This is a genomic window from Acidobacteriota bacterium (assembly GCA_028874215.1).
Taxonomy (GTDB): domain Bacteria; phylum Acidobacteriota; class UBA6911; order RPQK01; family JAJDTT01; genus JAJDTT01.
Genome location: JAPPLF010000042.1, coordinates 161,738 through 187,005 on the forward strand (window position 1 = coordinate 161,738; position 25,268 = coordinate 187,005).

15 protein-coding genes are annotated in these 25,268 nt (G+C 64.8%); 11 read left to right on the forward strand and 4 right to left on the reverse strand.

Annotation, left to right across the window (positions count from 1 at the left end):
• Positions 1 to 122 precede the first annotated feature (122 nt).
• The 8 genes from dgoD (at position 123) to OXT71_08515 (ending at position 14,592) form a co-directional block, all read left to right on the forward strand.
• Positions 123 to 1,262: a galactonate dehydratase gene (gene dgoD / locus OXT71_08480; protein ID MDE2926419.1), complete on the forward strand. Its 1,140-nt coding sequence runs from the start codon at positions 123 to 125 to the stop codon at positions 1,260 to 1,262.
• An 86-nt stretch (positions 1,263 to 1,348) separates the two neighbouring features.
• Entirely contained in the window at positions 1,349 to 2,389 is a 1,041-nt protein-coding gene (locus OXT71_08485) for a sialidase family protein (protein ID MDE2926420.1), read from the forward strand.
• A 57-nt stretch (positions 2,390 to 2,446) separates the two neighbouring features.
• Entirely contained in the window at positions 2,447 to 3,502 is a 1,056-nt protein-coding gene (locus tag OXT71_08490; protein MDE2926421.1) for a GNAT family N-acetyltransferase, read from the forward strand.
• A 25-nt stretch (positions 3,503 to 3,527) separates the two neighbouring features.
• Positions 3,528 to 6,371, forward strand: a complete 2,844-nt coding sequence (locus OXT71_08495; protein MDE2926422.1) for an insulinase family protein — start codon at positions 3,528 to 3,530, stop codon at positions 6,369 to 6,371.
• A gap of 205 nt (positions 6,372 to 6,576) precedes the next feature.
• Positions 6,577 to 7,956, forward strand: coding sequence for a hypothetical protein (locus tag OXT71_08500; protein ID MDE2926423.1), 1,380 nt, complete (start codon positions 6,577 to 6,579; stop codon positions 7,954 to 7,956).
• A 72-nt stretch (positions 7,957 to 8,028) separates the two neighbouring features.
• Complete coding sequence (locus OXT71_08505) at positions 8,029 to 10,509, forward strand: hypothetical protein (protein MDE2926424.1); 2,481 nt, start codon at positions 8,029 to 8,031, stop codon at positions 10,507 to 10,509.
• A gap of 21 nt (positions 10,510 to 10,530) precedes the next feature.
• Positions 10,531 to 13,023, forward strand: coding sequence for a DUF1549 and DUF1553 domain-containing protein (locus tag OXT71_08510; protein ID MDE2926425.1), 2,493 nt, complete (start codon positions 10,531 to 10,533; stop codon positions 13,021 to 13,023).
• 108 nt (positions 13,024 to 13,131) lie between these two features.
• Complete coding sequence (locus OXT71_08515) at positions 13,132 to 14,592, forward strand: DUF1501 domain-containing protein (protein MDE2926426.1); 1,461 nt, start codon at positions 13,132 to 13,134, stop codon at positions 14,590 to 14,592.
• Between the two features lie 163 nt (positions 14,593 to 14,755).
• Here the strand turns inward: OXT71_08515 and OXT71_08520 are convergent, their stop codons facing one another.
• The 3 genes from OXT71_08520 to OXT71_08530 all read right to left on the reverse strand — a co-directional run bounded on the left by OXT71_08520 (position 14,756) and on the right by OXT71_08530 (position 19,423).
• Positions 14,756 to 16,312, reverse strand: coding sequence for a BCCT family transporter (locus tag OXT71_08520; GenBank protein ID MDE2926427.1), 1,557 nt, complete (start codon positions 16,310 to 16,312; stop codon positions 14,756 to 14,758).
• 162 nt (positions 16,313 to 16,474) lie between these two features.
• On the reverse strand, positions 16,475 to 17,842 hold the full coding sequence (locus OXT71_08525; GenBank protein MDE2926428.1) for a M20/M25/M40 family metallo-hydrolase: 1,368 nt from the start codon (positions 17,840 to 17,842) through the stop codon (positions 16,475 to 16,477).
• Positions 17,843 to 17,863: 21 nt separating this feature from the next.
• Positions 17,864 to 19,423 carry a D-aminoacylase gene (locus OXT71_08530; GenBank protein ID MDE2926429.1) on the reverse strand — a complete coding sequence of 520 codons (1,560 nt, stop codon included), beginning with the start codon at positions 19,421 to 19,423 and terminating at the stop codon, positions 17,864 to 17,866.
• A 350-nt stretch (positions 19,424 to 19,773) separates the two neighbouring features.
• Between OXT71_08530 and OXT71_08535 the strand changes: the two genes are divergently transcribed.
• Entirely contained in the window at positions 19,774 to 20,313 is a 540-nt protein-coding gene (locus OXT71_08535) for a hypothetical protein (protein MDE2926430.1), read from the forward strand.
• A gap of 39 nt (positions 20,314 to 20,352) precedes the next feature.
• Here OXT71_08535 and OXT71_08540 read toward each other — a convergent pair whose 3' ends face one another.
• Complete coding sequence (locus OXT71_08540; GenBank protein MDE2926431.1) at positions 20,353 to 21,672, reverse strand: sulfatase-like hydrolase/transferase; 1,320 nt, start codon at positions 21,670 to 21,672, stop codon at positions 20,353 to 20,355.
• 127 nt (positions 21,673 to 21,799) lie between these two features.
• Between OXT71_08540 and pyk the strand changes: the two genes are divergently transcribed.
• On the forward strand, positions 21,800 to 23,236 hold the full coding sequence (gene pyk, locus OXT71_08545) for a pyruvate kinase (protein ID MDE2926432.1): 1,437 nt from the start codon (positions 21,800 to 21,802) through the stop codon (positions 23,234 to 23,236).
• A 59-nt stretch (positions 23,237 to 23,295) separates the two neighbouring features.
• The gene (locus tag OXT71_08550; GenBank protein MDE2926433.1) at positions 23,296 to 25,251 is read left to right on the forward strand and encodes a sodium:solute symporter family protein; all 1,956 of its coding nucleotides are present in this window, start codon (positions 23,296 to 23,298) and stop codon (positions 25,249 to 25,251) included.
• The last annotated feature ends 17 nt before the right edge of the window (positions 25,252 to 25,268 follow it).

A 25,268-nucleotide genomic window follows, 5' to 3' on the forward strand; every position in this document is an offset into this window, starting at 1 on the left:
TTCCCACCGGGATCCGATGCCGGGCCAGGGATGTCCGGCTGCGAGGATGCTTCGTCTTCATGTCGGAGGCGGGGCGGATCCGGGTCGGCGACTCCATCCGTAAGCTGTAACCGAGGAAGACCATGAAGATCATCGACGTCCAGACCTTCGGCGTGAACCTGGGGGACGGCAACCACGTCTTCGTCAAGATCCTCACCGACGAGCATCTGCACGGGATCGGCGAGGCTTACCGCGTCGGTCCCGACCATGCGGTGGAGGAGGCGGTCCACTATTTCAAGGACTGGATCCTGGGGCTGGATCCGACTCGGATCGAGTACATCTGGCGTCTCCTGTACAACGGATCCCGATTCCCCGGAGGCTCCATCCTGAATGCCGCCATCAGCGGCATCGAGATCGCCTGTTGGGACCTGAAGGGCAAGGCGCTGGGGGTTCCCGTCTATGAACTGATCGGTGGCCGCTGCCGGGATCGGGTCCGGGTTTACCTGGGCGTCAGCGGGAGCACCCCCCGCGAGGTGGCCGACTCGGCCAAGCGGGCCCAGGACCTGGGGTTCACGGCCGTCAAGATGGCTCCGCACCCGCCCAACGCCGAGAAGCTGCCCTGGGACCAGGTGCTCCGGGGGACGGCGGCGAGGCTGGCGGCGGTGCGCAAGGCCGTGGGCGACGACATGGACGTGGGCCTCGATCCCCACGCCCGCATCTTCGAGCCGGTCCGCGCCCTCCAGATGGCCCAGGCGGTCGAGCCCTACCACCCCATGTTCTTCGAGGAGCCGCTCCGGCCCGAGAATATCGAGGCCATGGGGAGGCTGCACCGGAAGATCCCCGTTCCCATCGCCACCGGGGAGATGCTCTACACCAAGTACGAGTTCAGGGACGTGATCGCGGCCGAAGCCGCCGACATACTGCAGCCGGACCTGCTGTTGTGCGGCGGGCTCATGGAGTCCAAGAAGATCGCCGCCATGGCCGAGGCCGAATATCTGACCATCGCCCCGCACAGCCCGCTGGGTCCCGTCTCCACGGCCGTGTCGACCCACTTTGCCGCGTCCACGCCCAATTTCATCATTCTGGAGTACCGGGACGACAGCCAGGGTCCCATGCGCAACCTGATCCTGGAGCCCCTGAAACGAAATGGGGGCTACCTGGAGCTGCCTCAGGATCCGGGCCTGGGAATCGAACTCAACGAGAAGGCCTTCGCCGGCAACCCGCTCAAGAAATGGCATCGCCCCTTTGTCATTGAGCCCGACGGCAACATCGCCTACCAATGATCGAGAGTCCGGGTCCCAATTCCCATTCCGTTCGCCCCTGTCTCCGGCTGAGGCCGGAGGACATTGAACCGAGAGCGAGGTCCATCGTGAGCCGAATCCTCCTGATCTGCATCCTGGTCATTGGTATGTCCACCCTTCTGCCGGCCGGACCTCTGGAGCGGTACGTGGCGGTGGACGACGTCTGCGCCTGGCCCAACCTGACGCTGCTCAAGAACGGGACGCTGACCGCCACCATCTTCAACCAGCCCCATCACGGCCTGGGAGAAGGTGACGTGGAATCGTGGGTCAGCACCGACGGCGGCCGCAAGTGGGAGCTCGGGGGCGTCGTGGCCCCCCACGAGGACGGGTCGAACCGCATGAACGTGGCTGCCGGCGCGGCCCATGACGGGTCGGTGGTGGTGTTGGCCTCCGGCTGGGGAGGAGCAGGCTTCCGGGAGCGGATACTCCCGTCCCTGGTGTGCCGCTCCAGCGACGGCGGCAGGACCTGGGAGCAGAGTCCCGGCGTGACCCTTCCTGACGGCGTCCAAAACCTCATCCCCTTTGGAGACATCGTTCAGGCTCCGGGGAACGTCCTGGTGGCTCCCGGCTACTCCTGGAAACTGCCCAATATCCCGAGCGGTTCGACGGCCTACGTGCTCTTCAGCCTCGACGACGGGCGGACCTGGACGGAGAATGCCGTCATCGCCGAGGACGACTTCAACGAAACGGCCCTGATCCGCCTCAAGAGCGGCCGCTGGCTGGCGGCCATCCGGACTCGTGGAGACGGCCACCTGGAACTGTTCAGCTCGGAAGACGAGGCCAGGAGCTGGACCCCCGGAGGAACGCTGACGCCGCCGCGCCACCACCCCGCGCACCTGGTTCAACTCTACGACGGGCGGGTGATCCTGACTTACGGGATCCGGGAGGCCAGCCGCAAGGGAGTCGGCTACCGCGTCAGTTCCGATGACGGCAGGACCTGGGGTCCCCCCGACCAACTGGTCCATCTGGAGGGAACCGGCGACGGCGGTTATCCCGCTACGGTGCAGTTGGCGGACGAGATGTTGGTGACGGCCTACTACAGTGACGGAATCGGTGAGCACCGGCGCTACCACATGGGGGTCGTCCGCTGGCTTCCGCCCGGGAAGTAGCGCTGACGGTCCCGGATTCCAGCCCGTTCGAGCCGCTGTGTCCGCCCGGAGGGATTCGTGAAGTCCATCCCCAGTGTCAAGCTGAAGAGCGGTGAGACCCTATCGGTCGAGTACTTCGAGCCGGGACCCCAGGTTCCCGCCTCCCTGGCCGAGGAGATCACCCGGTTCGCGATCCAGGTGGAGACCCTGGACTCGTGGGCCTCGGTGGCCGAGTCCGAGTACCTGAAGCGGTGCCTCCAGGGGCGATTCGCCGCAACCGGATTGGACCCCCTCTTCCTGGGGCGCCTCGACGGGAGGATCGCCGGGGACGTGGGATGCCAGGTCTCCCGCGACAGCCCCGAGGTGGGGAGCCTCGGCTGGGTCTTCACCGATCCGGCCCAGCGGGGGAAGGGAATCAGCTCGCACCTGACCCGACTGGCGGTCCAGTGGTTCCAGGACCGGGGCGGAGTCTGCATGCTGCTGGGCACCGGGAATCCCATCGCCCATCACGTCTACGAAAAATACGGGTTTCGAGATTACAGCGGACACGTGATGCGGCGCCTCAGTCCCGGCGCCGAGGAGAAGGGATTCGAACGGAGGCTGTTTGCCCGCACCGGGCCGGCCGCCGTCCGGCCCGCCGTCTGGTCAGACGTCTCGAGAGTCGCGGCCCTGTACGCCGCCCCTCATCCCTGGCTCGTCCAGGACTACCAGGAAGGCCTCATCACTCATCCCTCCCTCAAGAAGCTCCGGTATTTCTCCATCTTTCCCGCGCTCATGCTCCGGGCGGAGCGGCCCGGGGGATCGGTGCAGGTGCTGGAGACGAGCCGCAAGCGCATCGTGGGGCTGGCCGCGCTCCTTCCCGAACCTGCTCCCTTCCAGCAGCACGTGGGGCGTCTCGATTTCCTGATCCGGCCCGAGTTTCTGGATCAGGGACAGGAGTTGCTGGCGGCTGTTGTGAACCAGGCCGGACAAGGAGGCATCCGGATAGTGGAGGCTCGCTTTGCCTCCTGCGACGAGGCCAAGGTGAAGTTGGCCCGTGAATCGGGCTTCCGGAGGACCGCCCGGTTCCCGGACCGGTTCCGCATCGGCGCCGAGAGTGCCGATTTGGATCTTTACGTCTCGACGGACGTTTGAAGGGTTGCCAGGGAGGAGGATTTCCATGATCTGCAGGTCGCGGCGCATCGTCTGGATTCTGGCGTTCTGGCTGCTTGCGGGTGGCCTGGGGTCCGCCGCCGTTCCGGCCGTGGAATCGCATCAATCACCCGCCTCCGACGCGTTGCCCTTGGACCCGGCCGTCACCAAGGGGCGCCTGGACAACGGGCTCAGCTACTTCGTCCGGGTCCACCGGCAGCCGGAGAAGCGGATGGCGCTCTGGCTGGCGGTCAATGCCGGGTCCATGCAGGAGGACGACGATCAGCAGGGTCTGGCCCACTTCCTGGAGCACATGGCCTTCAACGGGACGCGCCGGTTCCGGAAGCAGGAGATCGTGGACTACCTGGAGACCATCGGGATGCGTTTCGGTCCCGACGTCAACGCCTACACCTCGTTTGACGAGACGGTCTACATGCTGGAGGTCCCCACGGACAATCCCGAGTACATGGAGAAGGCCTTTCTGATCCTCCATGAGTGGGCGCAGGGGATTGTCCTGGATCCGGACGAGGTGGAGAAGGAACGGGGTGTGGTCCTGGAGGAGAGGCGCGCCAGTCTGGGCGCCCAGTCGCGGATCCGCGACCAGCAGTTTCCGGTCATCTTCAAGGGGTCGCGTTACGCGCAACGCCTCCCCATCGGCACCGAGGAGGTCCTGAAGGCGGCCCGGCCCGAGGACCTGAAGCGCTTTTATCGAGACTGGTACCGGCCCGACCTGATGGCGGTCATCGCGGTGGGTGACTTTGACGGAAAACAGGTGGAGAAAGCGATCCGGGAGCGGTTCGGCGACCTGACAGGTCCCAAAAATCCGCGTCCCCGGGTCATTCATCCGGTTCCGCCCCATGAGGAGACCCTGGTCAGCATCGTCACCGATCCGGAGGTTCCCGGCACCTCCGTCTCGCTGCTCAAGAAGCTTCCCTCCCTGCCCCAGAACAGCCGGGCCGCCTACCGGCAGATGGTGATCGAGCGGCTGTTTCACGCCATGCTCAATGCGCGCTTGGAGGAAAAACGGCGCACGGCCACCGCTCCCTTTCGTTTTTCCATGTCTCAGACCGTTCGTTCCATGGTTCGGTCCGCCGACATCCTGGTGCAGGCCGCCATGGCCAAGCAGGACCAGATTGCCCAGAGCATGGAGACTCTCTTGACCGAGGTGGACCGGGCCACCGTCCATGGTTTTCAGCCCTCGGAGCTGGAGCGGGCCAAGAAGGAGATGTTGCGCGGTTACGAGACGGCTGCCCGGGAGAAGGACAAGGTCCGGTCGCGGCGCTACACCTCTGAGATCCTGCGGCATTTCCTGGTGGGTGAGGGAATGCCTGGGATCGATTATGAACTGGAGCTGCTGAAGGAGCTGCTTCCCGGCATCGCCGCCGACGATCTGAACGCCGTCGCCCGGGAGTGGGGACGTCCCGGAAGCCGGGTCGTCACCGTCACCGCGCTGGAAGGGACCCAGGTTCCCGACGAGGAGGCGCTACTGGCCCTGATGGACCGCGGCGGCCGGAAGGTCGAGGCCTATCAGGATCAGGCCAAGGCCGGACCTCTGGTGCCGGAACCACCCGCGGCCGGCAGCATTGCCGGAGAATCCCGGATCCCGGAACTGGGGGTCACCGTCTGGAAGCTCTCCAACGGGGTTCGGGTGGTCCTGAAGCCCACCGACTTCAAGAACGACGAGATCCTGCTCTCCGGCTTCAGCCCGGGAGGCCATTCCCTGGCTTCGGACCAGGACTACCCGTCGGCCCTGTACGCCGACTCGGTGGTCGGGACGAGCGGAGCGGGAGGGTTCAGCGCCGTTGAGCTGGAGAAGACCCTGGCCGGCAAGGTGGTCCGGGTCTCCACCTCGATCTTCGAGCTGGAGGAAACGGTGCGCGGACGGGCGTCTCCCCAGGATATGGAGACCATGCTGCAGTTGATCTACCTTCGCATGACCGCTCCCCGCCTCGACCCGGATGCCATCGCCGCGTGGAAAGCCAATGCCCTGGAATCGGTGCGCAACCGCCTGGTCATGCCCCAGGCCGTCTTCGGCGACCGGCTCCAGGAAGTGTTGAGCCAAAACCATCTCCGGCGCCGGCCGCCCACCGAGGAGAGCCTGGGCCGGATGGATCCGCAGAAGGCGCTTGAGATCTACCGGGAGCGGTTTCAGGACGCCGGCGACTTCACCTTCGTCCTGGTGGGGAACCTGGATCTGGAAGCTCTCCGGGGACCGCTGCTCACCTATCTGGGCGGGTTGCCCACCAGCCGGCGCGAGGAGGTCTGGAGGGACGTTGGCGTCCAGTCCCCGAAGAAATCGGTCCGTTTCAAAGTGAACAAGGGACTCGAGCCCAAGAGCCGGGTTCATCTGCAGTATTTGGGCGAAGCCTCCTGGAGCCGCCAGAGCCGGCATGACCTCACGTCCCTGGCCCGGGTCTTGAGCATCCGCCTGCGGGAAGTGCTCCGGGAGGACATGGGAGGGACCTACGGCGTCCGGGTGCGGAGCCGGATGCGCCGCCGGCCCACCGAGTCCTACACCTTCACCATCTCCTTCGGCTGCGCCCCCGAGAACGTGGATCCGCTCGTGAAGGCCGCCCTCGACGAGATCGAGAAGCTCCGCGAGCACGGAGTGGACGACGAGATCCTGGTCAAGGTCCGGGAAGGCCAGGCGCGTTCCCGGGAAGTGGCTCTGAAACGCAACGGGTTCTGGTTGAACGGGCTGGCCGGCCATTACCGTTACGGCACCGACCCCCGCCTCATCCTGGACTACCGGCCGCTGGTCGAAAGCGTCACCTCCGACCGCATGCGGGACACGCTGCGGCAATACCTGAACCCGGAGCGCTACGTGATGGGTGTGTTGAATCCCGAGAAGACCGCTCCGCCTGCGGAGTAGCACGGAGCGGCGGTTTTCCTACCGCCGCTCAGGGAGGTTAGGGGGACGGAGTCCCCCTGTACACTTTCGGACAAGAAGAGCAGGCGACAGGAAAGTCGCCTGTCCCAGTGGGCGGTAAGAAAACCGCCCCTCCTTTCCTCTCTCCGGCCCCCGGCCATTCTTGACCCTCGCGCAATCCGCATCCTATGATGGCGGAACGCGGGAAATGACTCTATTGATTGCCTTTCTGAGCATTGTCGTCCTCTCGGTGTCCGGCCTTTTCGGAGGGGGCGGGGCGGAAACGAAAGCGGCCGAGGCGGTGAGCTACTCTCAGGACATCCAGCCCGTCCTGCAGCGCAGTTGCCAGGGCTGCCACCAGCCTTCCAGCCGTCAGGGTGGACTGGATGTCACCAATTTCGAGAGTCTTCGGACCGGGGGCCAGCATGGAGCCTCCTTCGTCGCGGGCGCCCCGGACAGGAGCCTTCTCCTGGCGCATCTCACCGGGGACAGGGAGCCTCGAATGCCGCTGGGTCAGCCGCCGCTGGAGGCTTCCGATATCGAGCTGTTCCGTAAATGGATCGGGTCGGGGGCCCGGGACGACTCCTCGGAAATGGCGACCCGGCTGGCCGGCGGGAAGCCGCCCGTTTACCGGCAGCCGCCTGTCATCACCGCCTTGGCCTACTCTCCGGATGGAAGCACTCTGGCGGTGTCCGGCTACCGGGAAGTTCTGCTGCACCGGGATTCGGACTCGGTACCCGACGCCAGGCTGGTGGGGACCGCGGACCGGATCCAGTCCCTGGGCTTCACGGCCAACGGCAAGACCCTCATGGCGGCAGGGGGCAGGCCGGCCAGCTTCGGAGAGGTGCAGTTCTGGGACATGGACTCGGGACGCCTTCTCAGGGCGGTCCGGAGTTGCCACGACACCCTCTTCGGGGCGTCGCTTTCTCCGGACGGGACCCGGGTGGCCTTCGGTTGCGCCGATCACACCGTCCGGATTGTGTCAGTGGCCACGGGCAAAGAACTGCTGAAAATGAGTCATCACGAGAACTGGGTCCTGGGAACCGTTTTCGGGGTGGACGGTAGACGGATCATATCGGTGGGGCGAGACCGGGCGGCCAAGCTGGTGGACGCCACCAGCGGGGCCTTCATCGAGAACGTCAATCTGCTGAAGGGAGAGTTGACGGCCATCGCCCGGCATCCCAGCCGCGAGACCGTCGCCATCGGCGGGGAGGACCGGACGCCGTTTCTCTACCGGGTGGACAAGGCTGCCAAAATGCAGATCGCAGACACCACGAACCTGCTCCATGAGTTGGAGAAGCATGACGGCGAGATTTTCGATCTGGCCTTCAGCCCGGACGGCAAAACGCTGGCCGTATCAGGCGCCTCGAGCCGGGTCTCCCTGTACGACGTGGAGAGGGGAGCCGCGACGGTAGCTTGCGACGCCGGCCAACAAGGCGTCTACGCCGTAGCCTTCCATCCGGAAGGCGCCAAGCTGGCTATGGGTGGCTTTGACGGCAACGTGAGAATCTGCGAGTTGGACTCGGGACGGATCGTATCCGAATTCATCCCGGTGCCGATCCAGGGGACGCTGGTCTCGTCCAGGTAACCCAGGAATCTGACACTGGACGGGTGTAGACTGAGCGTAAACCGACGGTCCGCCAATTCCATGGACGCACCCATGAACGAATCTGGTCCCTTCCAGCGAACAGGACATCGAGCCGGTCGTGTAACCGTGTTGCTGTCGCTGCTCAGCGGTTCCCTTCTGCTGGCTGAAGCCCCGCAGTTGAAGCAGATGCATCCGCCCGGCGCTCAAAAAGGAGCGGCCGTGACCCTGACCCTGTCGGGAACGGCACTGGGCGGGAATCTGGAGGTCCTCTCATCGCTTCCTGGTAGTTTCACTCCGCTGGCGGCGCTGGACCCGGACACCCCGGCTCCGGACGTGAAATCGGCAGCCTTTCTGGTGGAGGTTCGAAAAGACGCAGCCTCCGGCCTTTACCCCATTCGCGTCCGCAGCGACCGGGGACTTTCCAACGTCCTGCTCTTTTCAGTGGGCGATTTCCCCGAAGTCAACGAGCAGAAGGGAGGGGCCAACGACACTCCCTCGGGAAGCCGGACCGTGCCGGTCCCGGTGACGGTGAACGGGACCCTGGAGGGACCGGACCGCGACATCTATCGGTTCCGTACCGGGGAAGGGAAGAGGGTCGTCCTTGAGGTGGAGAGCCGCCGGATCGCTTCGGCCCTGGACCCTGTTCTGCTGGTGCTCGATTCCAAGGGAAAACAGGTCGCCAGAAATGATGACGCTGCCGGGATCGGCGTCGATTCACGCCTCGACCTGAAACTTCCCGAGGGCGATTACTATGCGGTGGTCCACGACGCCCGTTTCAGCCGCCAGGACCAGAACTTCTATCGCCTCAAGATAGGCGCCTTCGACTACGCCGAGGGGGTCTTTCCCCTGGGTTGGCAGAGAGGTGGAGAGATCCGGGTCGAAATGCTGGGGGGACATGGCGCCGGTCCCCGGGAGATCCCTCTGGACCTGTCGGGAGTGGACCAGGACTACGTGATGCTGCAGGTTCCCGGAGCGCCGGGCGCGCTTCCGCTGCCCTTCGTCGTGGGCGACCTTCCCGAGCGACTGGAACGGGAAGAACAGCCGTCGGAAGTGCTGGAACCCTCAACGGTGGTCAACGGGCGAATCTCGGCGCCCGGCGAAGTCGACCGCTATCGTCTCCAGGTTGCACCGGGTGAGGAGTGGTCGGTTCATCTGGCAGGTTCGCGGTTGGGCACGACACGCCTCTTCGGTCGGGTTTCGGTCCTGGATTCCGAGGGGAAGATACTGGCCTCGGGAGGCGATCGGGTGCCCTTGAGGAATGACTCGTTCCGGACCCACGGCGCCGTCAGCCGCGATCCCCACCTGAAATTCAAGGTCCCCGATGGGGCGCGGGAAGTGACCGTCACCGTGGAGGATCTGGTAGGGCGCGGCGGTTCCGATTACGCCTACCGGCTATCGGCGTGGCGAGGTGGGGGCGATTTCACAATCAGCTTGCTGACTCCGTACTTGAATGTCCCTCGAAACGGCACCGCATGGATCGAAGTCAGGATCGACAGGCGGGGGTATGCCGGCGCCGTACGATTGGAGGTCCCGGATGCAGGAGAGGATCTGCTGGTGGAGGGGGGTGAGGTGCCCCCCGAATTGGTGGCTCCCGAGAGTCCCTTCCGCTCCACCACCGGGGTCCTGACCGTCACGGCCAAGGGCGGAGCCTCCCTGGGAGTCCGCCGGGTCTCGGTCCGGGGAACGGCCGTGTTGCCCGACGGCACCCGAACCGAACGCTGGGCCGAGGCGCCGGGTCTCGTGACTGCCGTCAAGCCGGGAACGGGATTGCCGGAACCCGCCATGCGGATGCGTGAAGAGCCGTTCAAGGCTCCCTGGCTGGGTCTTGGATTGCCGGTGAACGTGCGCCCGGAGATTCCCGTTCGCCTGGAATTGGCGGGAGTGACCTCAGAGCGCCTGCTGCCCGGCATGGACCAGCGAGTGACTTGGCGCATGGTGGCCGCCGATCCCGCGGTGACGCTGCCGCGGGAGCTCACGACCAATCGAGCAATCACCCGCGAACTGCGGATCCGGACAGTGAAAGGGCAGGGGGAACCGGGCGCCGGCGCCATTGTCCTTGCCACCACCATGGGCACGGTCCATGGAAAGTTCAACTTCCTGGCGGAGGGCGAAGTGGAGTTCCGGGGACGGAAGCAGATGGTCCGGAGCCGCGCGCTGACCTTCGACGTGGTGCAGGGCTACCACATCCGGGTGGCGGAAACGAGTCTGACGCTCCAGCCGGGTGGTCGTGGGCAATTGCGGGGCCGGGTCGAACGCGATCCGCTTTTCGACCGGTCGGTAAACGTTCAGCCTGAGAATTTCCCGAATGGGGTTCTTTGCGAGTCGGTCCAAGTGGACCCGGAGCAGGAGGAATTTCGGATCCCTTGCACAGCCGGTGAATCGGTTCAGCCGGGTGAGTACGCCATAGAGTTGTCATCGTCCTCGACTCTGGCGACCCGAACGGAAACGCAGGTTCCCTATCGGATTCCATCCGTGGCAACCCGTTTGATCGTCGCGGGCAAGGAGTCTAAGAAGAACGAAGCGGGCGTGGTTTCTCTCCGGACGAGGGACTAAATAGTTTAATCGGGGGCGTCTATGTTCACGGTACGCGTATCGATGCGGTTGATCCCCATAAGTGCCATGTTCGCCGGTCTGCTCTGGGCCTTGATTCCGTCCTCCGCGCTCGGAGCCGGAGCAACTGGGGCGACTATTGAGGAGTTCCAGGAAATTCGGGTCGAGCCTTCTCCTCTGGTCTTCTCGGGACCGGGTTCCGTCAGAAGGATTCTGGTCACCGGAATCACGGCGACGGGCGAAAGACGTGACTTGACGGCGACGGCCGATTACGAAGATCCGGCCGGTCTGGTGGAGGTTCAGGGCGATGGCTACCTCCACCCGAATAAATCCGGAGAAACAACCCTCAGGGTGACGGCTGAAGCCCTCGTTGCGGACGTGGCGGTTCGGATCGAGCCGGCGCGCGAACAACCGACCACCTTCCTGAAGGACGTCCTGCCGGTCATCAACAAGGTGGGCTGCACCCAGGGAGTTTGTCACGGAGCGGCCAAAGGGAAGAACGGCTTCAAGCTCTCGCTCCGGGGCTACGATCCCCGGTTCGACTACCAGTCGCTGCTCTATGACATGTCGGGCCGGCGCTTCAATCGGGCCGATCCGGCTCGAAGCCTGATGTTGGCCAAGCCGACCCAGGAGGTGGCCCATGGCGGCGGCCTCAGGTTGAAGCGCGATTCGCGCTACTACGACACCCTCCTGCAATGGATCAGCGACGGAGTGCCGTACGGCGAGGACTCGGCGGATCGTGTGCGGCGGCTGGAGGTCCTGCCGGAGGAGGTCTTCCTGACCGCACCCGGCCAGACGCAGAGCGTGGTCGTGTTGGCCGAATACGAGGACGGCAGCCTCCGGGACGTCACCCGGGAGGCACATCTCGGCAGCAGCAACACCGAGGCCATCGCCGTGACGGACAGCGCCGTGGTGGAGGGCCAGCGGGTCGGAGAGGGAGCCCTGCTGGTCCGTTACGAGGGCAAGTTCGTGACGGTTCCGGTCACGGTGCTGAATCCCAGCTCCGGTTTCGCGTGGCGTCCTCTGCCTCAGTACAACTATATCGACCGATTGGTGGACGGGAAGTTGGAGCGGATCCGGGTTCAGCCTTCGCTTCCGGCGACGGACAGCGATTTCCTGCGACGGGTCTCTCTGGACCTGACCGGGCGTCTCCCCAGTCCCGGGGAGGTCCGGGCCTTTCTGGCGGATCCGGCCGACAGGCAGGAGAAACGCCGCGAGGCTATCGATCGGCTCATGGGAAGTGACGCCTATGTCGATCACTGGACCCTGAAATGGGGCGATCTCCTGCGCAACAACCGGAAGTTCCTGGGCCACAAGGGCATCTGGTCCTTCCGGGAGTGGATCCGGCAGTCGGTGGCCGACAACAAACCCTACGACCAACTGGTCCGGGAACTGCTGGCCTCCAAGGGAAGCACGCTGGAGAACCCTGCCGTCAATTACTTCCGTGTGGCCCGGACTCCCCAGGACGCCATGGAGACCACCACGCAACTGTTCCTGGGCGTCCGCATGGTCTGCGCCCAATGTCACGACCATCCCTTCGAGAGATGGACCCAGGACCAGTACTTTCAGATGTCGGCCTTCTTCTCCGCCATCGGGATCCGGCCCGGATTCAAGAGTGGGGAGGAGATCGTCTACGAAAAGCGCCAGGACGCCGATTTGAAGCACCCCAAGAATGGGCGAGTGGTGGAGCCCGATTATCTCGTTCCCGTCGAGGGAGCTCCTGCGTTGAAGGCCGAGGGCGACCAGCGCCCCGCGCTGGTGGAGTGGTTGACCTCGAAGGAGAACCCCTTCTTCGCTCGGGCTGTGGCCAATCGCGTCTGGAGCTACTTCTTCGGGCGGGGCATCATCGAACCGGTGGATGACATCCGGGCCTCCAATCCGGCGGTCAACGCTCCCCTGTTGGACGCCTTGGCGAAGGATCTGAAGGACCACGATTACGATCTTCAGCATCTCATGCGGACCATTGTCGAGTCCCGGACCTACCAGGCGTCGATCCAGACCAACTCCTGGAACGAGAACGACGGAGTCAACTTCTCCCGGCGGATTCCCCGGCGGCTCAGCGCGGAGCAGTTGGCCGACGCCATCACAGCTGCGACCGGCTCGCGAGTCGAATTCGAGACGGTTCCGGACGACTCTCGTGCGGCCCAGTTACCCGATCCCCACGTGGAGAACGGCGAGTTTTTGGACCTCTTCGGGCGGCCCCAACGGGACGATCCCTGCGAGTGCGAGCGCAAAAGCGACATGAGCCTTTCCCAGGCGTTGAATCTGGTCAACGGCCCCACCGTGGGACGGGCCGTGGCGGACCCCCAAGGGCGAGTCGCATCCCTGATTCTGGGAGGCGCCTCGAACCGCGAGTTGATCGAGGACCTATACTTGTCCACGCTGAGCCGTCCGCCCACGGAATCCGAGTACGCGTCGGCGGCCCTTCTGTTCCGGGAACGGGAGAGCCGGGCCGGGACGGCCCAGGATCTGCTCTGGGCGCTGCTGAACAGCAACGCATTCCTGTTCAATCGGTGAGTGGAAGTTCACGAGGTTGCAAGACGGAGATCGAGAATAGAAAATAAGACGAAACGGTCGGCTCTCCACCGGCCGTCATGCGCAAGCTTTTGAACACGGAGGTATCCAATGCTAGTCGTACCAGGTCATCGCGCTTTTCTATGTGACGGTCCGACGCGCCGGGAGTTCTTGCGGGTCGGTTCCATCGGCCTCTTCGGCCTCGGCCTTCCCAATTTCTTTTCCTGGCAGGCCGCCCAAGCCGCCTCTACGGCGTCGGTTGCCGGCGACCTGGTGGCCAGCAAAGGCTTCGGTTCCGCCAAGAGCGTGATCCTCCTCTTTCTCCAAGGGGGACCCAGCCACATCGACATCTGGGATCCCAAGCCGGACGCCCCGGCCAACATTCGGGGCGAGTTCAAGCCCATCAAGAGCAAAGTTCCCGGTATCTGGCTCAGCGAGACCATGCCCAAGCTGGCCCAGCAGGTGGACAAGTGCACCCTGATCCGCTCCATGAGCTACACGCCCAAGGGGCTGTTCAACCACACTGCGGCCATCTACCAGATGCTGACGGGATATCCCCCTGACCGGGTGTCACCGTCGGGCCAGTTGGAGCCGCCGTCCCCCGCCGATTTCCCGACTGCGGGGTCTCACATCTCCAAGATGCTCCCCCTGGATGAACCGGTGCTGCCCTTCGTGGAGATGCCGCGACCGCTGCAGGAATCCAACGTGGTGGGGAAGGGAGGAGCCGCCGGGTTCCTGGGCAAAGCCTACGATCCCTACCGGCTCTACCAGGATCCCAACAAGGCGATCCGCCTGGATGACCTGTCCCTGCGCCAGGAGGTTCCGCCCCAGCGGTTGAAGGATCGCTTCACTCTGCTCAAGGGAATCAACAAGTCCATGCCCGACCTGGAGAAGGCCGTGGGCCAGCACGCGCTCGACGAATACTACGAGCGGGCCTATGACCTGGTCCTCTCGGGCAAGGCCCGGGCCGCCTTCGATCTGGAGCAGGAGCCGGTCGCGGTGCGGGAACGTTACGGGCGGACCACCTTCGGCCAGGGGGCGCTGATGGCCCGGCGTCTGGTGGAGGCGGGAACCCGCTTCGTTCAGCTCAACTGGCCATCCGTGGCCAACGGGGACCCGGAAACCACGGCCTGGGACACCCACGCCGCCAACTTCGGTCCCCTGAAGAACCTGCATTGCCCGGTCCTGGATCAGGCGCTCTCGGCGCTCCTGGAGGACATGGACGATCGGGGACTGTTGGACGAGACGTTGGTCGTGACGGTAGGAGAGTTCGGCCGGTCGCCGCGCCTGGGCGTGAGCACGTCGGGGAACACCAACGCTCCTGATGGCCGGGACCACTGGCCCTACTGCTACACGGCGCTGGTGGCGGGTGCGGGCGTCGCTCGCGGGACGCTCTACGGAGAGTCGGACGAGACCGGATCCTCGCCCAAGGAAAAGCCGGTCCATCCCAACGACCTGCTGGCATCCGTCTACTTCAGCCTGGGCATCGACCCGCACATGGAGGTCCTCAACCACTTGGATCAGCCGCGTGAGCTGGTCAAGGGGAACCCCCTGCTGGATCTTTGGGGATAGTTCGGCCGGACGAGAGCAATTCTGACGCCGGACAACCAGCGGCGGCCGGGACCGGCCGCGCAATCTCCATCCCTGTCATTGGAAGGCACGCGCTCCCATGCACCGGTTCGGAGCCGCGTCCGCCTGTAGGTCGCCGAGCAGTGGCACGCGTGGCGGGTTAACCTCAACGGACCCGGCCCGCCGTGCTCGCGCGCAGACCCTTCCAGGTGCTGTAGCACAGGGCGACGAGTACCAGCGCAAAGGGGACGGCGGCGGCGAGCGTCGCCGCCTGTGCAGCCACAAGGCCGCCGCCGAGCAGCAGCGCGATGGCGGTCAGCCCCTCGAAGACGCACCAGAACGCGCGCTGGACAACCGGCGCATCCAGTTTACCGCCGGCGGTGATGGTGTCGATGACCAGTGATCCGGAGTCGGACGAGGTGACGAAGAACACCACGACCAGCACGAGGCCGATGAACGACGTGACGGTCGCAAGGGGCAGCGATTCCAGCAGCGCGAACAGGGCAAGTTCCGGCTGCTGTGCCTGCACTGCCGCGATCACGGCGGGATGACCGCGGTCGACGTACTGCGACACCGCGGTCCCGCCGAAGGCATTCATCCAGATCGTCGCCGTCAGTGTCGGGAGGACCAGCATGCAGGCGACCAGTTCGCGCACGGTCCGGCCACGCGACACCCGGGCGATGAACAGGCCGACGAAGGGGGACCACGAGAGCCACCAGGCCCAGTAGAAGGTTGTCCAGCCGTGCATGAAGTCGAGATCCTCGCGGCCCACCCAGTTGCTGAGCGGTCCGATCGACGCGAGATACTGGCCGAGGCTGGCGACGGCGCCGGTGGCAATGGCGCGCGTCGGCCCCACCGTCAGCACGAACGCCAGCAGCAACAGGGCGAGTAGCAGGTTGGCCTGGCTCAGCCGCTTGACCCCCTTCTCCATGCCGCTGATCACCGACGCCAGCGCCATACCGGTGATAACGGCGATCAGCAGCACCTGGGTGGTGTCGGTCGATGGCGTGCCCCACAGGCGGGCCACCCCCGCCGCCAACTGCTGGGCGCCGAGGCCGAGCGATGTGGCCAGCCCGAAGAGCGTGGCGAAGACGGCAAGGGTGTCGAGGCCGTGTCCGAACCGCCCCCACACAGCCTCCCCCATGAGCGGATAGAACGCCGACCGCAACGCCAGCGGCAGGCCGAGGTTGTAAGACGCGAAGGCGATCGCAACCGCCACCACGGCGTACATGGCCCATCCATGGATACCCCAGTGGTAGATGGCGCTGGCCATGCCGAGGCGCGCCGCCGCCGCCGTGTCGGCTGCATCGAGGCCCAGCGGCGGTTTCAGGAAATGCTCCACCGGTTCCGACACCCCGAAAAACATGAGGCCGATGCCCGTACCGGCGGCGAACAGCATGGCGAACCAGGCCGGCCGGGAGTAGTCCGGCCGGGCATCCGGACCGCCCAGGCGCACGCGGCCCGGCGGCGTCACCAGCAATAGCAGGCAGAAGAGCACGAAGAGGTTGCCCGTGCCCATCAACAACCAGTCGAAGGTCGACGTGAGCCACGCGCGTAGCGCCTCGAATGCGAACGCCGCCTCGGCCTGGAATGCCAGCACCCCGGCGACGAATGCGATGATGGTGAGGCTGGAGACGATGAATACGGGATTGTGAATGTCCAGACCGAGGAACCGGACGTTGTCTTGACCCAGCCGGTAGTCGATCCCGGAGTTCTCAGCCATATCCCGCAATTCTCACCAGGGGGCGCGCGCCCAGCGCAGTCTGTCCCGAAGCAACCTCGCAACAAATTGCGCAAATGCTCAAAAATAGATTCTTTTTCGTCATACACGTAGCGACCTGGTGAGAAATGCGGGATGGGACCGTCAACAACTTGGCACAGCGCTCTACCCGTCGAATCCGCACCAATCCAGGATGGTCAGCGCGTAGATCGCAAGTCCTTCCACGATCTGATCCAGTTCCAGGTACTCGTCGTAGCAATGCGCCCGCCGGTAGTCGCCCGGCCCCATGAGCAGCGAGGGCACGCCGCATTCCTGGTAGAAGCGGGCGTCGCTCACCGGTTGCCAGGTCATGTAACGCGGCTCCTGCCGCAGCACCGTCTCGTAGGCGCGGCCGGCGGCGGCGACCAGCGGATGGTCCTGCTCGATGCGGAACGGCGGCCAGTCCAGCCGCCACTCGACGTTGGGCGGATGCTCCCGGAGCCAGGGGTCCATTTGGCAGACGGCATGAATCCGCTCGTCGACCTCTTTCCGGACCCGTTCGTAGCTGTCCCGCGGGTCCCGCCAGACGGCCGCCCCCAGCTCGCAGTGGTCCGCCACGAAGAAGGGGATCTCGATCCCCTTGGGATGGCCGTGGATCCAGGCCGTGATGATGGACGGATAACCCATGGGCGTCAGTCCCTGCGGGTCCAGCTTGCTGGCGGCCCATTCCTCGTCCAGGTCCGCCAGGCCCCGGTAGATCTTCAGGGCCTTGCCGATGGCGTCCATCCCCACTTCGCCCCCTTCGTATCCCATTCGGTAGGTGCGGTAACCCATGGCGGCGTGGACCGGTTTGCCGGCGACCTCGATGTGCAGCCAGGATGCGCCGCCGGAAGCCAGGCAGATGCCGTGGCGGTGGGGCGGCGCCGACGACTCGCACACCAGGCAGGCGTCGGTGACGCAACGGGGGTTGCGGGGCAGGAAGTAACCGGGGCCGTGGGTCTTCCCGTCCATGGTCTCCTCGCCCACCGTGGCGTGGAGCTGCAGCTCGCCTCGGAGGCGAAAACCGGCTCTTTGGATCACTTCCGCGGCCTTGATCATGCAGGCCAGCGGACCCTTGTCATCGGTGGAGCCGCGGCCCCAGAGCCTCCCCTCCTCGAGACGCGCGCTGAACGGGTCTCCCCAGCGCCACTCCTCGTGGGGACCCGTGGGGACGGTGTCGGTGTGGGCGTTGAGCGCCAGGGACCGGCCCCCGCCGCTGCCCGGGAGAATGCCGATGAGATTGGGCCGAAGCGGCTCCTTGGCCTCCATGAAGGTCTCGGCTCCCAACGACGTGAAGACCGGCTCCAGGTGCTCGGCCACCTTCCTCTCGCCGCCCAGGGTGACCGGAGCGTCGTACAGCTTGGTGTAGCCGCGCTCCTGGTAGATCTTGGCGTACGCGTAGTTGGGGCTCTCGCTGGGAATCCGCACCAGCTCACGGATGAGCTGGACGGTCTCGCCGTAGAGTCCCTCGGCCGCGGCGGAGATTCGCTCGTGGACCTCTGGATCGATGCTCATGGCGCGCTCCTGTCAGGAGGACTATTGGTGAAATCGCAGGGCTCGCCCCGGCAACGGGCTATCCGGACCCTCTACCGGCTGGGATTGCCGCAGGATCGGAACGCCGTTGATCACCACGTGATCGATCCCAATGGGAAGCTGATGGGGGTTCTTGTACGTGGCTCGATCCCGGACCGTGTCCGGGTCAAAGACCACCAGATCCGCGAAATTCCCCTCCTTCAGGACTCCCCGGTCCCGCAGCCCGAAACGGCGGGACGGGTAGCCGCTCAGCTTGTGAACCGCATCTTCCAGGGAAAAGAGTTTCCGGTCCCGGACAAGGGGGCCCAAAAGGCGCGGGGCCGATCCGTAGTGCCGGGGGTGGATGAGGCCCCCTTCCTGGTAGATGCCGTCGCTGCCCATCATGTAGTGGCTGTGGGTCAGGAAGGGCTCCACCATGGAGTCGTCCCCGCGGTGGAATACCAGCAGGATCGACAGGTTCTCCTCGATCAACAGGTCGGCAACGGCGTCGGCCGGCGGGAGTCCGCGCCGGGAGATGTATTCGCTCATGGACATGCCCTGAAGGTGGTGGTTGCCCTTGCTGGAGGTCCAGGCGACGATCGCCCGTTCCAAGGCCGGGACGTCCAGGATCGAGGCCAACCGGTCCCGGAACCTGCGGGTCCGGAGCTGATCCAGAGCCGCCAGCGGTCCTTGGTCCCATGCCTCGTAGGGCAGTAGGAAATTGAGCATGGTGGACCCGGGCAGGTAGGGGTAGACGTCGAAGGAGAAGTCCACCTCCTGGGTGGCAACACGGTCGACGTAGTCGAGGACCTTTTCGGCTGTAGCTTCGTCGATGGCCTTCAGATGGGAGATGTGGACGGGGACTCCTGCCCTCCTGCCGATCTCCACGGCCTCCTCGAGGGCTGCCAGGATTCCCATCTTGTAGCGCATGTGGGTCGCGTACAGACCGTGGGGAGCCATGATCCGGCAGGCTTTGACCAGTTCGTCGGTGGAGGCGTGGCATTGGGAGATGTAGTCCAGTCCCGTGGAGATCCCGACCGCGCCGGCCTCCATACCCTTTTCGATCTCCGTCAGAATCCGAGCCATCTGGATGTCGTCCGGCGCCTGCCGTCCGAACCCGCAGGCCAGCGCCCGGACGTTGGCGTAGGGAATGTGGGGAATGCTGTTCTGAGCGGTCCGGCCATCCAGCGCCGCCATGTAGTCGGCGAGGCTCTCCCAGCCCTCGTACTCCTCCAGCCTGAGTCCGTTGAGCGACCGCAGGTAGTAGATCCAGGCGTGGACCGTGTGCCGGTCCACGGGGGCATAGGAGATTCCGTCGGCCATGATCACCTCGGTGGTGAATCCCTGGGCCGTCTTGGACAGGAAGTTGGGGTTCGAGAGCAGCCACGAATCGGAGTGGTTGTGCACGTCCACGAAGCCCGGAGCGACCACCCGCCCTCCGGCGTCGATCCGGTCCCGGGCCTCCTGGCCGTTCAGGTCTCCGATCTGTTGAATCCGGTCCCCGCTGATGCCCAGATCCGCCTTGAAGCGAGACCTGCCGGTGCCGTCGATGAGAATTCCGCCCTGAATGATGAGATCCAGCATGGCGCAAGATTCTAACATCCCCGGAAGCGGCGGTTCCCAAACCGCCGAACAGGAACGGTGGTTTCCCAGCCGCTGAACAGGAACGGCGGTTTCCAAACCGCCGAACAGGAACGGCGGTTTCCTAGCCGCTGAACAGGAACGGCGGTTTCCTAACCGCTGAACAGGAACGGCGGTTTCCTAACCGCTGAACAGGAACGGCGGTTTCCTAACCGCCGAACTCCTAATCAGACAACAAAAGACTGGGCGATTGGAAATCGCCCCTCCAAGACTGGGCGATTGTAAATCACTCCTCCAGCGGCCCCTCCACCTGGCGGAGGCGCGGCCGGATTCTGCTAGAATCTGGGGCCCGAATGACCCCCCGGCAATTGGATCCTCTGGCTGACGCGTATTCCCGGCGGGGACTCCGTTTGCCCGCCATCGAGCGGGTCGAGGGTTTGGTGATTCCTCAGCCATACCGGGACCTGCTGGTGCACGACCGGGACATGACTCCCACCCTGGAAGCGTTCCACGGGGAGCCGATCCATCTCCGGGTAGTGAGCCGCGGCGCCCCTTCCGGCATCCTTTTCCGGGAAGTCGTCCTGATCACCGCGGAAAGCGCCAGGCCGGTGGAATTCGGCGCGATCCGGATCCGGCTCGACGGGTTTGGGAATTCGGCCCGGGAACTGATCCTGGAAGGGCTGATCCCGCTGGGAACCATCTTGAAGCAGATGGAGATCCCCCACCGGAGCGATCCCCGGCGCTACTTCCGGGTCGAACCGGACCAGGTCGTCGCGCGGGCCTTGGAAATGGAAGGCCGCGAGCCACTCTACGGGCGGCACAACCTGATTTCCAGTCCGGACGGCCGGGTCCTGGCCGAGATGGTGGAGATTCTTCCTCCCTGGTCCGGATAGCCGCTACAAGAAGTCTCGCGCCCCACGGAAGAGGCCGGATCAATCGCCGGCGACGGCGGACGGGCGGGTCTCGAAGAGGGTGTCCAAAGCGGTCTGAAGACGTCCGCGGACGGCAGGCTCCTGATCCGAGGCAACGGCCTGGGTCTCGTCGGGATCATCCGCCATGTGGAAGAAGCGGCCGTCCCGGTACAACTTCCAGTCCCGCGTTCGAACCCAACTGCGGCCCCGGTGCTCCGCGAAGACCCAGTCCCGTCCCTCGCCCGGCCCGCCTCTCAAGAGCGGAGCGAAACTGGTCCCGTCCAGGGTCTCCCCCGGGGGGACCTCGGCGCCCCCCAGCTCCGCCAGCGTGGGCAGCAGGTCGCTGAAATCCACCAAGGCTTCGGTCGATTGACCCGGGGACAACGTCCTGGTCCAGTTGGCGATCGTAGGCACCCGGGTGCCGGCGTCGGTGAGATCTCCCTTGCCTCCGCGGATTGTCCGATCTCCCATCCTGCTCGATACCGGTTCCCGGACGAGATTCCCGCCCTGGGCAGTGATGATGGACCTCTTCGGAGTACCGTTGTCCGTGGTGAAGAGGATCAAGGTCTTTTCCCGCAATCCGAGGCGGTCCAGAGCTCCGGCCAGACTGCCGATCCGCTGGTCCATGGCCTCCACCATCTCGGAATAGCTGTCGTAACGCCCTCGGGGACCGAAGGGGACGGGTGCTTCCAGGTCGTCGGTGACGTCGTGGCAGAGCGCCATGGAGTAGAACGCGAAGAAGGGACCCGACTGGTGGCGTTCCATGAATTCGGTGAGGAACCGGACATAGACGTCCGGTCCGTACTGGTCGCGGACGTCGCCACGAACCCGGCCGTTCTCCCAAATCAGTGGTTCGTAGTACCGGGGTCCTTCGTGCCACCCGAAGAGGCAGTACTGGTCGAAACCCAGCCGGACGGGGTGTTCGGGGTCTTCCCGGAGCAGCGTGAGCTGCCACTTGCCCGCGATGGCGGTGGCGTATCCGGTGCGCTTCAGCATCTGGGGCAGGGTCCTTTCCTCCCATTGTTCGGGAAAGGTTCCCCAGACCGGATGACCCAGCCGGAAGGGGTAGCGCCCGGTCATGAGACAGACCCGGGAGGGGTGGCAGACGGGCATGCTGTAGGCATGCTCGAAGCGCAGCCCGGTTCGGGCCAACCGGTCCAGGTTGGGAGTCGAGTAGGAACTGCCGCCGTAGCTGCCCAGCACCTCGCGTCCCACGTCGTCTGCCAGGATCAGGAGGATGTTGGGCTGGTCCGGTTTCCCAGGGACTTCCCGGTGCTGCTCACAGGAGGTATTGGCCGTCAACAGGAGGACAGCCAGCAGGATCAGAGCGTTCGTTTTCAATGAATCGTGAGAATAGTCCAAATTGTTGAAGGGGTCCACGGTCCCGAGTGGTCTTATTTCTGGTCTTGTTACAGACCACCGTAGTAAGCTGAACTCCACAGGGCACCCGAACGCGGCCCAACCCCAAATGATGTCCACCAGGAGCCGGCCCCGAACCAAGATCGTCTGCACTTTGGGGCCATCGGTACGATCCCGGACCAGCATTAAGCAGTTGGTCGAGGCGGGAATGAACGTGGCCCGCCTCAACATGGCCCACGGGACCATGGAGGACCACACGACGGCGTTCAGCCACGTTCGTTCCATCGCCGAGGAACTGAAACGACCCGTTGGGATCATGGTGGACGTGCCCGGCCCCAAGTACCGGACGGGCGATGTTCCTTCGGGTTCCATCTCCTTCAAAGAAGGCCGACGGGTCACGCTCACCAGCCGCCAGGACGGGGCGGATGGGGAAGACTTCGTGGTCCCAGTGAAACCTGCGGGAATCCACCGGGACGCCCGGCCTGGAAACCGGGTTCTTCTGAATGACGGAATGATCACCCTGGAGATCCGGGAGGTTCAGGGCGAGGACGTTCACTGCGAGGCTCTCACCGCGGGTCGAATCACACCCGGCCGGGGAGTTACGACTCCGGGCGTCGAGCCCTCCCAGCCTTTTCCCGACGAAAAAGCGACGGCCGCAATGGGATTTGCCGCTCGGCAGCAGGCGGACTTCGTCGCGCTATCCACAGTGACCACATCCGATGACGTGGCGAAAGCCCGTGAGATCCTGTTGGCAATGGGATTCGGCGGCGGGATCTATTCGAAGGTTGAACGCTCCCGGGCCGTCACCAATCAGGCGTCCATCATCAATGAAAGCGACGGCATCATCGTGGCCCGGGGGGACCTGGGAACGGAGATCCGGCTGGCCCGGGTACCCGTCGTTCAGAAGGAGCTCATCGCCCTGTGCAACGAGCTGGGAAAACCGGTGATCACGGCCACGCAGATGCTCGAGTCCATGATCTCCCTGCCGGTCCCCACGCGAGCCGAGGTGACGGACGTGGCCAACGCCGTGTTCGATGGCACGGATGCCGTCATGCTCTCAGGGGAGACTTCCATCGGACGGTATCCCCTGGAAGCGGTCCGGGTCATGGCGGAGGTGTCGATGGAGGCCGAAAAAGCCCTGCCCTACGACGCCATGCTGGTGGACAAGCGGGACCACCTGGAGCCTCTGACCGACGACGCCATCTCCTACAATGCCTGCCAGACCGCCCATCAACTGGGCGCCTCCCTGATCGTGGCGTTCACCGAATCGGGGGGCACCGCGAAACGGGTCTCCAAGTACCGGCCCCGGACGCCTGTCCTGGCTCTGGTCCACAACGAGCGGACGCGGCGATCCCTGACCGTGACCTGGGGAGTCCAGCCGGTGACCACCCGAAGCCTGGAGCAGACCGACGACTTCTTCGACCGGGCACGGGAGGAAGCCGTGCGCCGGGTCGGTCTGAAAAAGGGTGCGCTGGTGGTGCTGGTGGCCGGCGTCCCCATCGGCCATCCCGGAGGAACCGATCTGCTCCGGGTCCTGACTATCTGACCATTTTCTGAGAGGATGTCCGCGTCGTTCTTCCCGGGTGTCGAAGGGGAGAGTAGTCCATGATTCTGACTCAAACCGTTTGGCTGGGACTTCACTGGGTGGACTGGGTCGTCCTGATCTTCTACCTGCTGGCCGTCTCCTTCATCGGCTTCTGGTCCTACCGGAAGGTGAAGGACCTCACCGACTTCTTCATGGGGGGACGCCGCTTCGGCAAGGTCTTCATGATGTTCTTCGCCTTCGGAGTCGGAACCAGCAGCGAGCAGGCCCTGAGCGTCGCCGCCGGGTCCTTCCGCTACGGCCTGGCCGGGATCTGGTACCAGTTTCTGTGGCTCTGGGCCACACCCTTCTACTGGATCATCGCGCCCGTCTTTCGCCGCATGCGGGCCCTGACCACCAGCGACTTCTTCCAGGCCCGTTACGATTCTTCCACCGCAACGCTCTATTCGTGCCTGGGGATCATGATGTCGGTGATCTTCATGGCCGGAGCCCTGTACGGCAGCGGCGAGATGATCGAGGGACTTGCGGGAGGCACCGACCCCGCGACGGGAAAGCCTTATTTCCCCATGGAATACGCCGTCGCCGGGATGACGGTGCTCTTCGTCCTCTACGGAATGGCCGGAGGTCTGGGCGCCGCCATCATCACCGACTTCATCCAGGGCGTCCTGACCATCGTCTTCTCCTTCCTGCTGCTCCCCTTCGCGTTCAACGCCGCGGCCCGGGTGGCCGGGACCTCCAGCGGATTCGAGGCGCTGCACCAGGGCGTGCCAGGCCGGAGCGGCTCCGAGTTGTTGAGCCTCACGGTCACGGAACAGGTGAGCAGCCTCATGGGTCAGGAACCCATCACGCTCTTCTATGTCGTGATGCTCTCCCTCACCGGGCTCATCGGGATCGTGGTCCAGCCCCACATCATGGGGGTCTGCGGCGCCGGACGCACCGAGTTCGAGGGGCGCTTCGGCTTTACCGTCGGCAACTTCATCAAGCGGTTCTGCACCATCGCCTGGACCTTCACCGGGCTGGCCTGCATCATCATCTACCTGACGCCCGAGAACGGGTACCTGTCGGCCGCCGAGATCCAGCGGGTCCAGTCCGATCCCGGGACCCTGGCCGCCTTCGCCAACCAGGTCTTCGGCCGGGCGGCCCACGACATTCTGCCCACCATATCCGTCGGGCTCGTAGGGCTCCTCATGGCTTCGCTGCTGGCGGCGGTGATGAGCACCTGCGACGCCCAGATGGTGGTGGGATCCGGGCTCTTCACCGAGAACATCTACAAGCGCTTCATCCATCCCGGCGGCAGTGAACGCCACTATCTGTGGGTCGGGCGCCTGACCGGCCTCGGGATCGTCTGCCTGGCGCTGCTGATGCTGACCCAGTTCGACAACGTGATTCAGGTCCTGACTCGCTACATCCAGCCCATTCCCACCTTCATGGGCCTGGCCTTCTGGTTCGGCATCACCTGGAGAGGCTATACGGCCAAGGCCGTCTGGGCTTCCACCGTGGCCACCGCTCTGGCCTGGTACCTGACCCAGACCCACAATCCGTTCGAGACCATCGCCGCCCTGGGGAGCTCCCAGTTCTTCCAGCTCAACATCGACTATCTTCCCGGCCTGGTTCGGGTCTGGCTCCATGAGCAGGTCCCGGGAATCATGCAGGTGGTCCAAGGAGCGGGAGGCGAAGCGGCCTACCGGACCCGCCTGCCCTACCAGATTCTCATCTATCTCTCCTGCGGCGCGGCGGCCGGCCTGGTCACCAGCTTTCTGACCCGGCCCGTGGCCCGGGCCAAGCTGGACCATTTTTTCCGGCTCATCCACACCCCGGTCCGGGAGGGCGAAAAGATCGACGAGCCTTGCACCCTCCCGGAGAATCCCTTGCCGGCCGAGACCGAAAAGCTGATCTCGGCGGGTGGACTGGAGATTCCCCGGCCCGGTCTGGTGGGCCTGGTGGGATTCGGTCTGGCCTGGGTCGCCGTGGGAGGACTGATCTGGCTGACCGTGACGTTGGCCGGGATCGGCGGATAGCTTCGGCTTCCCGCTCG